13 protein-coding genes are annotated in these 14,196 nt (G+C 71.1%); 10 read left to right on the forward strand and 3 right to left on the reverse strand.

Going from position 1 to position 14,196, the window contains the following annotated elements:
* Positions 1-43 precede the first annotated feature (43 nt).
* Together Q9S36_RS24875 and Q9S36_RS24880 are read left to right on the forward strand one after the other, a co-directional pair.
* Positions 44-1,363: a protealysin inhibitor emfourin gene (locus Q9S36_RS24875; protein ID WP_311287513.1), complete on the forward strand. Its 1,320-nt coding sequence runs from the start codon at positions 44-46 to the stop codon at positions 1,361-1,363.
* Positions 1,364-1,427: 64 nt separating this feature from the next.
* Positions 1,428-2,423 (forward strand): DNA topoisomerase IB, encoded by a 996-nt coding sequence (locus tag Q9S36_RS24880; RefSeq protein WP_311287514.1) that lies wholly within the window; start codon positions 1,428-1,430, stop codon positions 2,421-2,423.
* A gap of 1 nt (position 2,424) precedes the next feature.
* On the opposite strand, the gene serC is transcribed toward Q9S36_RS24880, so the two are convergent.
* On the reverse strand, positions 2,425-3,546 hold the full coding sequence (gene serC, locus Q9S36_RS24885) for a phosphoserine transaminase (RefSeq protein ID WP_311287515.1): 1,122 nt from the start codon (positions 3,544-3,546) through the stop codon (positions 2,425-2,427).
* Between the two features lie 100 nt (positions 3,547-3,646).
* Between serC and Q9S36_RS24890 the strand changes: the two genes are divergently transcribed.
* Together Q9S36_RS24890 and Q9S36_RS24895 are read left to right on the forward strand one after the other, a co-directional pair.
* Complete coding sequence (locus Q9S36_RS24890) at positions 3,647-4,153, forward strand: GNAT family N-acetyltransferase (RefSeq protein WP_311287516.1); 507 nt, start codon at positions 3,647-3,649, stop codon at positions 4,151-4,153.
* Positions 4,154-4,240: 87 nt separating this feature from the next.
* Positions 4,241-4,864, forward strand: coding sequence for a hypothetical protein (locus Q9S36_RS24895; RefSeq protein ID WP_311287517.1), 624 nt, complete (start codon positions 4,241-4,243; stop codon positions 4,862-4,864).
* 237 nt (positions 4,865-5,101) lie between these two features.
* Here the strand turns inward: Q9S36_RS24895 and Q9S36_RS24900 are convergent, their stop codons facing one another.
* Complete coding sequence (locus Q9S36_RS24900; RefSeq protein WP_311287518.1) at positions 5,102-6,208, reverse strand: citrate synthase 2; 1,107 nt, start codon at positions 6,206-6,208, stop codon at positions 5,102-5,104.
* Positions 6,209-6,294: 86 nt separating this feature from the next.
* Between Q9S36_RS24900 and pdxH the strand changes: the two genes are divergently transcribed.
* Positions 6,295-6,942 (forward strand): pyridoxamine 5'-phosphate oxidase, encoded by a 648-nt coding sequence (pdxH, locus tag Q9S36_RS24905; RefSeq protein WP_311287519.1) that lies wholly within the window; start codon positions 6,295-6,297, stop codon positions 6,940-6,942.
* Here pdxH and Q9S36_RS24910 read toward each other — a convergent pair.
* Positions 6,931-7,359, reverse strand: a complete 429-nt coding sequence (locus tag Q9S36_RS24910; RefSeq protein ID WP_311287520.1) for an ANTAR domain-containing protein — start codon at positions 7,357-7,359, stop codon at positions 6,931-6,933. The genes pdxH and Q9S36_RS24910 overlap by 12 nt on opposite strands.
* Positions 7,360-7,457: 98 nt before the next feature.
* On the opposite strand from Q9S36_RS24910, the gene Q9S36_RS24915 reads away from it, so the two are divergent.
* From Q9S36_RS24915 to Q9S36_RS24935, 5 genes are all read left to right on the forward strand, one after another.
* On the forward strand, positions 7,458-8,036 hold the full coding sequence (locus tag Q9S36_RS24915) for a TetR/AcrR family transcriptional regulator (RefSeq protein WP_311287521.1): 579 nt from the start codon (positions 7,458-7,460) through the stop codon (positions 8,034-8,036).
* The gene (locus Q9S36_RS24920; protein ID WP_311287522.1) at positions 8,036-9,769 is read left to right on the forward strand and encodes an ABC transporter ATP-binding protein; all 1,734 of its coding nucleotides are present in this window, start codon (positions 8,036-8,038) and stop codon (positions 9,767-9,769) included. Before Q9S36_RS24915 ends, Q9S36_RS24920 begins: the two co-directional genes overlap by 1 nt.
* A complete protein-coding gene (locus Q9S36_RS24925; RefSeq protein ID WP_396653840.1) occupies positions 9,766-11,757 on the forward strand; it encodes an ABC transporter ATP-binding protein in 1,992 nt (663 codons plus the stop codon). Before Q9S36_RS24920 ends, Q9S36_RS24925 begins: the two co-directional genes overlap by 4 nt.
* 363 nt (positions 11,758-12,120) lie before the next feature.
* A complete protein-coding gene (locus Q9S36_RS24930) occupies positions 12,121-13,707 on the forward strand; it encodes an MDR family MFS transporter (RefSeq protein ID WP_311287523.1) in 1,587 nt (528 codons plus the stop codon).
* On the forward strand, positions 13,704-14,192 hold the full coding sequence (locus Q9S36_RS24935; RefSeq protein WP_311287524.1) for a MarR family winged helix-turn-helix transcriptional regulator: 489 nt from the start codon (positions 13,704-13,706) through the stop codon (positions 14,190-14,192). Before Q9S36_RS24930 ends, Q9S36_RS24935 begins: the two co-directional genes overlap by 4 nt.
* Positions 14,193-14,196 lie beyond the last annotated feature (4 nt).

The following is a 14,196-nucleotide window of genomic DNA, read 5'->3' on the forward strand; positions in this document are numbered from 1 at the left end:
TCGTGGGCTACCGGCTGTCGGAGGAGCGCGGTAGACCTGTCCCATGGCGAACACTCGGGCGACCCGCTGCACGTTCATCCCTCCCTGGCTCGCGGAGCGCGTCGGCGGTCCCGGCCAGGTGCTGCTCGACGAGGCGCTGCGCGCCGGGCGCGACCTCGCCGGTGGCCCGGCGGCCGCGCCGCCCATCCTGGCCGAGGGTGCCGCCTGGACGGTGCACGACGCGGGGTCGCGGACCGACCTGCCGGGCGAGCCCGCGCGCTCGGCGGGCGAGCCGGCCACCGGTGACACCGCCGTCGACGAGGCCGCCAACGGAATCGAGGCGACCCTCGCCATGTGGCTCGACGAGCTCGACCGCCGCTCCTACGACGGGGCCGGCGCGCCCGTCAGCCTGACCGTCCACTACGGCTCCGCCTACAACAACGCCTTCTGGGACGGCACCCAGCTGGTCTTCGGCGACGGCGACGGCGAGGTCTTCGAGCGGTTCACCAAGCCCATCGACGTGCTCGCCCACGAGTTCGGCCACGGCGTCGTCGAGCACACCTGCCGCCTCCGCTACCGAGACCAGTCCGGTGCCCTCAACGAGTCGGTCGCCGACGCCTTCGCCGCCTGCCTGAAGCAGCGCGTGCTCGGCCAGCAGGCCGCCGACGGCGACTGGCTGATCGGCGAGGGCATCTTCACGCCTTCCGTGCAGGCCCGCGCCCTGCGCGACATGGCCGCTCCCGGCACGGCCTACGACGACCCCGACCTCGGCAAGGACCCCCAGGTCGGCCACCTGGACGACTTCGTGGTCACCACGGACGACAACGGGGGCGTCCACCTCAACTCCGGGATCCCCAACCGAGCCTTCCAGCTCGCCGCCGTCGCCATCGGCGGCACGGCGATCGGGGGCGCCGGCCGGATCTGGTACGACGCCCTCGTCGGCGGCGACGTGCCCGAGGACTCCGACTTCGCCACCTTCGCGGCAGCGACGGTCGCGGCGGCCGGGCCGCACGCCGACCTCGTGCGTGACGCCTGGGCACAGGTGGGGGTCGAGCCAGCCGGCGCGGTCGGGATCCCCGCCACCCCGGCGCCCCAGCGCGGCGCGGGCGGCACGTTGCGGGTCGAGCGCTCCGGTGGGTTCGCCGGGCGCACCGAGACCGCCGAGGTCGACCTCGACGACGCCGACGAGCCCGGGCTCCGCGACCTCGTCGCCGACGCCGGGATCGCCACCGAGGGTCTCGCCGACGCCGACCCGGTCACCAAGCCCGACATGTTCCTCTACTCCTTCACCCTCGGCGAGCGCACCGTCCGGGTGCCCGAGCACCGGCTGACCGCGAGCCAGGCCGAGCTCGCCCGCCGGGTGCTGCGCCGCAACCAGGTCTGACGTCGGACGGTCACCCTCCTTCGGGGTGTCGGCGTCGTTCGGTGCCCGGCAGTAGGTTCGCCGCATGCCGCGACTGAGGCGCACGTTCCCCGACCAGCCGGGCTGGACCCGGCGCAGGTCCGGCAAGGGCTTCACCTACCTCGACGAGCACGGCAACCGGCTCGACGACGAGCAGGTCCAGCGCTGCAAGGACCTCGTCATCCCGCCGGCCTGGACCGACGTGTGGATCACGCCGCACCCCAACGGCCACCTGCAGGCCGTCGGCACCGACGACGCGGGCCGCAAGCAGTACCTCTACCACCCGCAGTGGCGCGCGAGTCGCGACGCCGCCAAGTTCGACCGGATCCTGCTGTTCGGCAAGGCGCTGTCCAAGGCGCGCGAGCGGGTGCTCGCCGACATCGGCTCCGAGGGCATGTCGCTGGAGCGGGCGTGCGCGGTCGCCGTACGCCTCCTCGACCTCGGCTACTTCCGCATCGGCAACGACGTCTACACCGACACCAACGGCTCCTTCGGCCTCACCACGATGCTCAAGGAGCACGTGTCGCGGACGAGGTCGGGGCTGCGCTTCACCTTCGTGGGGAAGTCCGGCATCGAGCACGACATCTCCATCGACGACCCGTCGGCGATCCAGGCGCTCGACGTGATGCGCCGCCGCCGGGGCGGCGGCGAGCGCCTGCTCGCCTGGAAGGACGGCCGGCACTGGAAGGACCTCAGCTCCTCGGACGTCAACGACTACATCCGCACCTGCTTCGGCATCGAGGCGACGGCCAAGGACTTCCGCACCTGGCACGCCACCGTCATCGCCGCCAACGCGCTCGCGCAGACCGACGAGCCCGGTCAGACCAAGGCCTCGCGCAAGCGTGCGGTCTCGGCGGCGATGAAGGAGGTGTCGGAGTTCCTCGGCAACACCCCGACCCTCGCCCGGACGTCGTACGTCGACCCGCGCGTGGTGGAGGCCTACGAGCGCGGCCGGACGGTCAAGGTCCGTGGGAAGTACGACACGGACGATGCCCGGCAGGCCGCGCTCGAGCGGGCGGTGCTCAAGCTGCTGAACGGCTGAGTCAGCGGTTCTCGACGACGTAGTCGATCGCCGAGGTCAGCTTCTCCACGTCGGTCGGGTCGATCGCGGGGTACATCGCGATGCGCAGCTGGTTGCGGCCGAGCTTGCGGTAGGGCTCGGTGTCGACGACGCCGTTCGCACGCAGGGTGGCCGCGATCTCGGCCGCGTCGATCGAGTCGTCGAAGTCGATCGTGCCGATGACGAGCGAGCGGTCCGTCGGGTCGGCGACGTAGGGCGTCGTGTACGCGGTCCGCTCGGCCCAGCCGTAGAGGGCGTCGGAGGACGCAGTGGTCCGCTCGACCATGCCCTTCAGGCCGCCCTGCGCGTTCATCCAGTCCAGCTGCTCCGCCATCAGGAACAGCGTCGCCACGGACGGGGTGTTGTAGGTCTGGTTCTTCGAGGAGTTGTCGATCGCCGTCGGCAGGTCGAAGAACGGCGGCACGTAGCGGCCGGACCCGGCGATCTCCTCGGCCCGCGCCAGGGCGCGCGGCGACATGAGGGCGATCCAGAGGCCGCCGTCGGAGGCGAAGCACTTCTGCGGGGCGAAGTAGTAGGCGTCGACCTCGGTGAGGTCGACCGGCAGGCCGCCGGCGCCCGACGTGGCGTCGACCAGGACCAGCGCGTCGTCGGCCACCCCGGCCGGGCGGTGCACCGGTGCCATCACGGCGGTCGAGGTCTCGTTGTGCGCCCATGCGTAGGCGTCCACCCCGTCCTCGGCCACCGCGTCGGGTCGCGACCCCGGCTCGCTGGTGATCACCGACGGGTCGGCCAGCCAGGGCGCCTTCTTCGCCGACGTGGCGAACTTGGAGGAGAACTCGCCGAAGGACAGGTGCTGGCTCTTCTCGCGGATGAGCCCGAAGCAGGCGATGTCCCAGAAGGCGGTCGCGCCACCGTTGCCCAGCACGACCTCGTAGCCGTCGGGCAGGTCGAAGAGGGCGGCGAGGCCCTCGCGCACGCGCCCGACCGTCTTCTTCACGGGCGCCTGCCGGTGCGAGGTGCCCATCAGCGAGGAGCCCGTCGCAGCGAGCGCGTCGAGGTGGCTGGTCTGGATCTTGGAGGGGCCCGCGCCGAAGCGGCCATCGGCGGGCAGGAGCTCGGCGGGGATCTGCAGGGCGTCGGTCATGTAGGTGCCTCACGTGGGATGCGGAACGGCGGTCCTGACGACGCTGTCAGAGGTCCTATTGTGGCATCCGCCGACACGCATCTCACGACGGGGACACAGCATGAGCACCGACCAGCAGCCAGCAGTGCTGCACGTCGAGCGTCGCCCGATCACCCACCCGGACGCCCAGCTGCTGGTGGAGGCGGTCCAGGAGGAGTACGTCGCGCGCTACGGCGGCCGCGACGAGTCGCCCATCGACCCGCGCGACTTCGAGGACCCGCTCGGCCGGTTCTTCGTCGGCTACCTCGACGGGGTGCCCGTCGCGACCGGCGCCTGGCGCCGCAGCGCCGTCCGCGCCCTCGGGGTCGAGGTGACCGCGGAGGTCAAGCGGATGTACGTCGTCCCGGCCGCCCAGCGCCGTGGCCTCGCCCGGCAGATGCTGGCCCACCTCGAGGCGACGGCCGCGGACGCCGGCATCGAGGCGCTCGTGCTCGAGACCGGCCTCGCCCAGCCCGAGGCGATCGCCCTCTACGAGTCATCCGGCTACGTCCCCATCCCCGGCTTCGGCTACTACTGCGGCTCCGAGCTGAGCCGCTGCTTCGGGAGGGTGCTCGAACTACAGCATTGATGTTCACCCGTTCCCCTGACGGCGCCGCCGAGGGGCACCTACGGTCGCTGCGCCAGGAGTGATCACAGGGAAGGGTGGGACGTCTCGATGGGTGCGTTCGTGCGCGCTGCCGCGCTGGTCGCGGGAACCGTCGGCGTGCTTCTCGGCCTTCTCGCTGCGGGCCCGACCGCGTCTGCGGAGGAGCGGCGCGGCACCGTGACGGCGTCCGCGCCGTACCTCATGCCCCTGGAGCCCTACGCCGGCTACGAGCCGCAGACGACCTGCAAGCGGCGGCCCAAGCCGGGGGTGCTCGTGCTCGCCGACTGGCTGGTCGCCCGCGGCGGTGGCTACGGACCGATCAGTCGCTCGTGCCGCGGCTCGAGCACGAGCGAGCACAAGGAGTCGCGCGCCTTCGACTGGCTGCTCGACGCCGACGACCCGACCGACCAGGCACTCGCCACCGCCCTGCTCGACGAGCTCTTCGCGCCCGACGACACCGGCCAGCCGCACGCGCTCGCGCGCCGGATGGGGATCATGTACGTCATCTGGGACGACACGATGTACGCGTCCTACGACGGCTTCCAGGCCGAGCGGTACCTCAGCTCGGGATGCCGCAGCCGGCGTACCTGCTCACCCACGCTCCGGCACCGCGACCACATGCACCTGTCCCTGACGCGCCAGGGCGCCAAGGGCCTGACGTCCTGGTACGCCGCCCAGGAACCGCCGGTCTGACCAGTCCGCGCGTGCGGTGGTTGAGGTGCGAGCGCATCGCCTTGGTGGTTGAGGTGCGAGCGCACTTCCTTGGTGGTTGAGGTGCGAGCGCACTTCCTTGGTGGTTGAGGTGCGAGCGCAGCGAGCCTCGAAACCATGACTCGGATCGCAGGTTTCGAGGCTCGTCGCTGGCGCTCCTCGCACCTCAACCAGCGGTAGGGGTCTATCCCAGGTCTCGCACCTCAACCAGCGGTGGGGTCAGGAGCCCCAGGCGGCATCCCAGCCCTCGACCTCGTCGGCCGGGCGCGAGCTCGGACCGGCGTAGACCGCCGACGGCCGGATCAGGCGACCGGTGGTCTTCTGCTCGAGGATGTGCGCCGACCAGCCGCCCGTGCGGGCGCAGGTGAACATCGAGGTGAACATGTGCGCGGGCACCTCGGCGAAGTCCAGGACGATCGCCGCCCAGAACTCGACGTTGGTCTCCAGCACGCGGTCGGGTCGCCGCGAGCGCAGCTCCTCGAGGGCGGCCTTCTCCAGCGCCTCGGCCACCTCGTAGCGCGGTGCGTCGAGCTCCTTGGCGGTGCGACGCAGCACCCGGGCGCGGGGGTCCTCGGCCCGGTAGACCCGGTGGCCGAAGCCCATCAGCCGCTCGCCGTTGTCGAGCAGCTCCTTGACGTAGGACGTCGCGTCGCCGTCGCGCTTCTCGACCTCCTCGATCATGCCCAGCACCCGCGAGGGGGCGCCGCCGTGCAGCGGACCGGACATGGCGCCGATCGCGCCGGAGAAGGCGGCCGCGACATCGGCTCCGGTGGAGGTGATGACGCGTGCGGTGAAGGTGGAGGCGTTCATGCCGTGCTCGGCGGCCGAGGACCAGTAGGCGTCGATCGCGTGCGCGTGCTTGGGGTCGGCCTCGCCGCGCCAGCGGATGAGGAAGCGCTCGGCGAGGGTGCGGCCCTTGTCGACCTCGGCCTGGGTGACGACCGGCTTGCCGAGACCGCGCGCGGACTGCGCGGCGTACGACAGCACCATGACGGCGACGCGCGAGAGGTCGAGGCGCGCCTGCTCGTCGGAGATGTCGTAGGTCTGGCCCATGCCGAGCATCGGAGCGAGCATCGCCACCGCGGCCTGGACGTCGGCGCGCACATCGCCGGTGTGGATGGAGATGTTGTAGGGCTCGGCCGGCGGCAGGCCGGGGGTGTACGAGCCGTCGACCAGGAGGCCCCAGACGTTCTCGAAGGGCACGCGGCCGACGAGGTCCTCGATGTCCACGCCGCGGTAGCGCAGCGCCGACCCCTCCTTGTCCGGCTCGGCGATCTGCGTCTCGAACGCGACGACGCCTTCGAGGCCGTGGTGGATCTCGGTCATGGGCCACTCCTTCGTGGACGGGACGCCCCGGAGGACTGCACGGGACGGCTCATTGTGCACCCACGCTCCACGGCTACCCTCGGCGGATGGACCTCTCGACGCTCCGCGCGGAGTACGCCCGTGGCGGCCTCGACGTGCCGGACCTCGCCGCCGACCCGTTCACCATGTTCGAGCAGTGGCTCGGGGAGGCCATCGCTGCTGGGCTGCACGAGCCCAACGCGATGGTGGTCGCGACGGCCACCCCCGACGGGCGCCCGTCGAGCCGGATGGTCCTGCTGAAGGGGTTCGACGCCGACGGCTTCGTCTTCTTCACCAACCAGGCCTCGCGCAAGGGCGAGGAGCTCGCGGCCAACCCGCGGTGCGCGCTGCTGTTCCCGTGGCACCCGCTCGAGCGGCAGGTGCGCATCGACGGCGTGGCCGAGGTGCTCGACGAGGCGCGCGTGGAGGCGTACTTCTCGTCCCGCCCGCGCCGGGCCCGGCTCGGCGCCTGGGCGTCGCACCAGTCGCGACCGGTGGCCTCGCGCGCGGAGCTCGCGGCGGCGTACGCCGAGGTGCAAGAGCGGTTCGGGGACGAGGAGTCCGGCCGCGAGGTGCCGGTCCCGCCCGAGTGGGGCGGCTACCGGGTCGTTCCCGATGCGGTCGAGTTCTGGCAGGGGAGGCCGGGCCGGATGCACGACCGGCTGGTCTACCGCCGCGATCGCGACGGTTGGCCCGTGGAGCGGCTAGCCCCCTAGCTCCACCTCGCCCTTCTTCTGGCCGGCCACGATGACCTCCGCCAGCTCGCGCATGGGGGTGTTCGCCCGGGAGCTGGCCTCCCTCAGGAGGCGGAGCGCCTCGTCCTGGCCGACGCCGCGGCTCGCCATGAGCACGCCCACGGCAGCCCCGATGGTGCGGGAGGTGGCGAGTGCCTTCTCGAGCTGGGCCACGTGCTCGCGGCTCACGAAGCCGTCGGCCTGCAGCTCGGCGATGAGCTGGCGGTCGAGGGCCACGTGCTCCTGGAGCTGGTCGATGTCGGCGCGGTTCACCGTGATCCGCGCGGTGGTCTGGTCGGCGCGGTCGACGAGCGCGTCGATGTCGCCCTGGCTCTTGGCGACGAGGGCGACGAGCTCGTCGATCTGCTGCTGAAGGTCCGTCCCTCCCCGGGTCTGCATGTCCCAATTATGGGAAGGACGCGGCTGCGCCGCCAGATCGGAGCCTGCTGATCGGAAGCCAACTTGTGAGTGAGCGCTCACTCACTTACTGTGGATGGGTGCCACCACGCGCCAAGCCCCTCTCGCCCGACGACCGCCGCGCCGCCCTCGTGGACGCGACCGTCCCGCTGCTCCTCGAGCACGGGCGGTCCGTGACGACCCGGCAGATCGCCGACGCCGCCGGCATCGCCGAGGGGACGATCTTCCGGGTCTTCGACTCCAAGGACGACCTGGTCACGGCGGCGCTCGAGCACGCGCTCGACCTCGACCCGTTCATCGCCCGGCTCCAAGAGGTCGATCCCGACCAAGAGCTCGCGCCGATGCTGCTGGAGGTCGTCGAGCTCTTCCAGGAGCGCTTCGCCCGCGTGTTCCAGCTGATGACCCGGATGGGCATGGTCGGGCCGCCCAAGGCGCACCGCCACATGGAGGCGGAGCGCGAGCGGGTCGCCGCGATCCTGGTGGGGCTCGCCGAGCGGCACCGCGCCTCCCTGCGGGTGCCGCCGGGCCAGCTGATGCACATGGTCCGGCTGCTGACGTTCTCCGGCACCCACCCCCACATCTCCGACGGCAACCCGCTGACCGCTGCGGAGATCGTCGACACCGTCCTCCACGGGGTGCTGAAGCGAGAGGACTCCTGATGCTGCTGCGACTCGTCCGCACCTACCTCGCGCCGTACGCCGCCCCGCTCGCCGCCGTGGTGGCGCTGCAGTTCGTCGGCACGATGGCCGCCCTCTACCTGCCCAGCCTCAACGCCGACATCATCGACAAGGGCGTGGTGACCGGCGACACCGGCTACATCGTGCGCCACGGCGGCCTCATGCTCGTCGTCTCGCTCGTGCAGATCGTGTGCTCCGTGGCCGCGGTGTGGTTCTCGGCCCGCAACGCGATGGGCTTCGGCCGCGACCTGAGGGCCGCGATCTTCCACCGCGTCGGCTCCTTCTCGGCCCGCGAGGTCCAGCACTTCGGCGCGCCGTCGCTCATCACCCGCGAGACCAACGACGTCCAGCAGGTGCAGATGCTGGTCCTGATGGGCGGCACGCTGATGGTGGCCGCGCCGATCATGATGGTCGGCGGCATCATCATGGCCGCCCGCGAGGACGTCGGCCTGTCCTGGCTGGTCCTCGCGGTCGTGCCGGTCCTCGGTGCCGCGATCGGGCTGATTGTGCGCCAGATGGTGCCGAGCTTCCGCCTGATGCAGGAGCGCATCGACGAGGTCAACCGCCTCCTCCGCGAGCAGATCACCGGCGTCCGCGTCGTCCGGGCGTTCGTCCGCGAGGAGCACGAGACCGCGCGGTTCGCCGACGCCAACCAGCAGCTGACCGACGTCGCGATCCGCGCCGGGCGCTGGCAGTCCGCGATGTTCCCGACGGTGATGGTGGTGGCCAACGTCGCGACCGTCGGCGTGCTGTGGTTCGGCGGCCACCGCGTCGAGGACGGCCACATGGAGGTCGGTGCGCTGACCGCCTACATCTCCTACCTGATGCAGATCGTGATGTCGGTGATGATGGCGATGTTCATGCTGATGATGGTGCCGCGCGCCTCGGTGTGCGCCGACCGCATCACCGAGGTCCTCGACACCGAGTCGTCCGTGGTTCCGCCCGCCGGCCCGGTCACCGTGCTGCCCGAGCGGCTCACGCTGGAGCTCGACGACGTCACCTTCGCCTACCCCGGCGCCGACGCGCCCGTGCTCCGCGAGGTCGCCCTGTCGGCCGCGCCGGGCGAGACCGTGGCGATCGTCGGCTCCACCGGCGCCGGGAAGTCCACCCTCGTCAACCTCGTGCCCCGCCTCTTCGACGCGACCGGGGGAGCGGTGCGGGTCGGCGGTGTCGACGTGCGTGACCTGGAGCCGGAGACTTTGTGGTCCCGCATCGGGCTGGTGCCGCAGAAGGCCTTCCTGTTCCGCGGGACCGTCGCCGACAACCTGCGCTACGGCAAGGCCGACGCCACCGAGGACGAGATGTGGCAGGCGTTGGAGATCGCACAGGCGCGCGACTTCGTCGAGGCCATGCCCGACGGGCTGCAGGCCGAGATCGCGCAGGGCGGTTCGAGTCTCAGCGGCGGCCAGCGACAACGCATGGCGATCGCGCGGGCGGTCGTCAGGCGGCCCGACATCTACCTCTTCGACGACTCGTTCTCCGCGCTCGACCTGACCACCGACGCCCGCCTGCGGGCCGCGCTCCGGCCGGTGACCCGCGAGGCGACGGTCGTGATCGTCGCCCAGCGCGTGGCGACCATCCGGCACGCCGACCGCATCGTGGTGATGGAGGACGGGGCCGTCGTCGGGACGGGCACCCACGACGAGCTGCTCGAGACCTGCGCCACCTACCGCGAGATCGTCCAGTCCCAGCTGACCGCCGAGGAGGTGGCATGAGCACCGAAGCACCTGCCAAGGACGGTCAGCTGAAGGAGACCGAGCGGATCCAGTCGGGCCCCGGCCCGGGTCGCGGCCCGATGGGCGGCGGGATCATCGGCCAGAAGGCCGACACGTTCTGGCCCTCGCTGAAGCGGCTGCTGGCCCGCCTGCGCCCCGAGCGCACCAAGGCGTACGCCGTCGTGGTGCTGACCGCGCTCAGCGTCGTGGCGATGGCGATCGGGCCGAAGATCCTCGGCCGCGCCACCGACCTCATCTTCGCCGGCCTGCTCGGCCGCGACGTGTTCCGCAGCGGGGCCACGCAGGAGCAGGCCATCGAGGCGCTGCGCGCCCGCGGCGAGGACAACCAGGCCGACATGCTCGCCTCGATGAGGCTGACCGACGGGGTCGACTTCTCCGCCGTGGCCGACGTGCTGCTGCTCGTGCTCGCGGTCTACGTCGCCGGCTCGCTGCTGGCCTGGCTCGCCGGCTACCTCCTCAACGACGTCGTCCAGGGCACCGTGCTGCGGATGCGCGCCGAGGTCGAGGACAAGGTGCACCGGCTGCCGCTGGGCTACTTCGACAAGCAGCCGCGCGGAGAGCTGCTCAGCCGCGTCACCAACGACATCGACAACGTCAGCCAGACCCTGCAGCAGACGATGAGCCAGCTGCTCAACTCGCTGCTCACCGTCGTGGCGGTGCTCGTGATGATGTTCTACATCTCCCCGCTGCTGGCGCTGGTCGCCCTCGTCTCGGTGCCGATCTCGATGGTCGTCACGGGTGCGGTGATGAAGCGGTCTCAGGGGCTGTTCGTCCAGCAGTGGCGTCGCACCGGCACCCTCAACGCGCACATCGAGGAGACCTTCTCCGGCCACGCGATCGTCAAGGTCTTCGGTCGGCAGGCCGAGGCCGAGCGGGTGTTCGCCGAGCAGAACGACGAGCTCTACCGGGCGTCGTACGGTGCCCAGTTCGTCAGCGGGCTGATCATGCCGATCATGATGTTCGTCGGAAACCTGAACTACGTCGTGATCGCCGTGCTCGGGGGCCTCCGGGTCGCCAGCGGCACGATGTCGCTCGGCGACGTGCAGGCGTTCATCCAGTACACCCGCCAGTTCACCCAGCCGCTGACGCAGGTCGCCTCGATGCTCAACCTGCTGCAGTCGGGCGTCGCCTCCGCGGAGCGGGTCTTCGAGCTGCTCGACGCCCCTGAGGAGACGGCCGAGGAGCAGGGCCGCCCGGCGACCGCCGAGGACGCCCGCGGTGAGGTGCGGTTCGAGGACGTGTCGTTCTCCTACGACCCGGAGCGTCCGCTGATCCAGCACCTCGACCTCGTCGCCCGGCCGGGCAGCACGGTCGCGATCGTCGGGCCGACCGGCGCCGGCAAGACCACGATGGTCAACCTCGTGATGCGGTTCTACGACCCGCAGGAGGGCCGGATCCTGCTCGACGGCGTCGACGTGGCGACGATCCCGCGGGGGGCGCTGCGCAGCAGGATCGGCATGGTCCTGCAGGACACCTGGCTCTTCGCCGGCACGATCCGCGACAACATCGCCTACGGCCGCCCCGACGCCACGGAGGAGCAGGTCCTCGAGGCCGCGCGGGCGACGTTCGTGGACCGCTTCGTGCACTCGCTGCCCGACGGCTACGACACGATCATCGACGAGGACGGGTCCAACCTCTCGGCCGGTGAGCGACAGCTGGTGACGATCGCGCGCGCGTTCCTCAAGGACCCGGCGCTGCTGATCCTGGACGAGGCCACCTCGTCGGTCGACACCCGCACGGAGCTCCTGCTCCAGCAGGCGATGGCGGCGCTGCGCACGGACCGTACGTCGTTCGTGATCGCGCACCGCCTCTCCACGATCCGCGACGCCGACCTGATCCTGGTGATGGAGGACGGCTCGATCGTCGAGCAGGGCTCGCACGAGCAGCTGCTCGCGAACGGCGGCGCCTACGCCCGCCTCTACCGGTCCCAGTTCGAGGCGCCGGCGGAGGACGTGGTCGCCGGCTGATCGAGTGCGTGCCGATATTGCGTTGAGCGCGGTTGCGTGGCGACGTACGTTGGTCGCACACGGAAAGGAGGTGATCCGAAGAATGAAGTCTTTTCGGATGAGTGAGGTGGCTGCCCGCTAGGCAGCCCGGTTCCGCCGACAGCTGCCGGCGAATCCACTGCAGCCACCCGACCCGCAGGCTCCCGGCGTCATCCTCCGGGGCCCCTCTCCGAGGGGCAGCAGGCCTGCGGGTCGCTGCATGTCCGGACCTTTCCGGGCGGTGTGGCCCACGTCTCGTCGGCCCGGGGTTGGTCGCGGACGCTCGACGGCATATGGTTGCTCAGTACAACTATTGCGATGCGCAACCAAGATCCGAGGAACTCCGTGACCCAGGCTCCCCCCGTCTCCGCCGAGCAGAGCGGGCAGATGACCCACCGCGAGGTGCTCGAGGCCCTCAGCGGGCTGCTGCTCGCGATGTTCGTGGCGATGCTCTCCAGCACGATCGTCAGCAACGCGCTGCCGACCATCGTCGACGACCTCGAGGGCAGCCAGACCGGCTACACGTGGGTCGTCGTCGCCACCATGCTGGCCATGACGGCGACCACGCCCATCTGGGGCAAGTTCGCCGACCTCTTCGACAAGAAGGTCCTCGTGCAGTCCGCGCTGGTGATCTTCTCCGTCGGCTCGCTGATCGCCGGCTTCGCGCCCTCCATGGAGGTCCTCATCGGCGCACGCGTCGTGCAGGGCCTCGGTGTCGGCGGGCTGACCGCCCTCGTCCAGGTCGTGATCGCGACGATGGTCTCCCCGCGCGAGCGCGGCCGCTACAGCGGCTACATCGGTGCCGTCTTCGCCCTCGCCACGGTGAGCGGCCCGCTCGTCGGCGGCGTCCTGGTGGACACCGTCGGCTGGCGCTGGTGCTTCTTCGCCGGTCTCCCGGTGGCGGCCCTGGCCTTCGTGGTGCTCCAGAAGACCCTGCGCCTGCCCGTCGTCAAGCGGGACGTCTCCATCGACTACCTCGGCGCCTTCCTGCTGGTCGGCGGCGTCTCGATCCTCCTCATCTGGGTCTCCCTCGGCGGCCAGAACTTCGACTGGGTCTCGTGGACCAGCGCGCTGCTGGTCGTCGGTGCCGTCGCCGTGATCGGTGCGGCCGTCCACGTCGAGGCCAACGTCGCGACCGACCCGGTGATCCCCCTGCGCCTGTTCAAGGACCGCACGCTGACGCTCGCCACCGTCGCCTCGGTGCTGATCGGTGTGGCGATGTTCGGCTCGACGGTCTACCTCAGCCTCTACTTCCAGCGTGCCAAGGACATGAGCCCGACCGAGGCCGGCCTGATGTCGATCTGCATGGTCGGCGGCCTCTTGGTCTCGAGCATCGTCAGCGGCCGGATCATCTCCACCACCGGTGTCTGGAAGCGATGGCTGGTCGGCGGCATGGTGGCGGTGATCGCCGGCATCGCGCTGCTCGCCACCATCGATGCCGACACCCCGCTGTGGCGCACCGGCCTGTTCATGGCCGTCCTCGGCCTGGGCCTCGGCGCGACGATGCAGAACCTCGTCCTCGCCGTCCAGAACACCATCGCGCTCGCCGACATGGGCGCCGGCTCCTCGGTCGTGGCCTTCTTCCGCTCGCTCGGCGGCTCGGTGGGCATCGCCGCCCTGGGCGCCGTGCTGGCGCACCAGGTCGCTGACGCCGTGACGTCCGGTCTCACCGCGCTGCTGGCCGACCACCCGGAGCTGGCGTCGGAAGTGGGCCACCAGACCGGCGGCATCCCCGACGTGTCCGGCATGCCGGCGCCGATCCGCGTGATCTTCGAGAGCGCCTTCGGTGACGCCACCGGTCACATCTTCCTCGTCGCGCTGCCGTTCGCGATCGGCGCGCTCATCGCGGTGCTGTTCATCAAGGAGGTCCCGCTGCGGACGTCGGTGAAGCGCGAGGATGAGCTCATGGCGGAAGCAGCCCCTCAGGCATGAGCACCAGCACCGACACCGGCACGGACCCCGGCCCGGAGACCACGACGTCCAGGTACGACGACCTGCGCCGCATCGAGACCGAGGTCGGCACCCTGATCCGCCGCGTCAAGCGGGTGATGGGGGAGCGCGCCCGGGAGGTCCACCCGGACCTGCACCCGATCACGTACTTCATCCTCACCCACCTCGCCGTCCACGGCCCGCTGCGCGGTGCCGACCTGTCCGACGCGTTCGGCATGGACAAGGGCGGCGTGAGCCGCCAGGTGCAGACGCTCGTGGACCTCGGGCTGGTCGAGCGCCAGCCCGACGCCGAGGACCGGCGGGCGATCCTGCTCGACGCGACCGAGCTGGGGCGCGAGCGGCTGCGGACCGTCGCCCGGAGCCGCAGCGACCGCTTCGACCAGCGGCTCGCGCACTGGAGCGACGCCGAGCTGGCGACGTTCTCGCGCCAGCTGGCGTCGTACAACGCCGCCCTCTCCGACGACTGACGCC

This window comes from Microbacterium sp. ARD31, assembly GCF_031844425.1.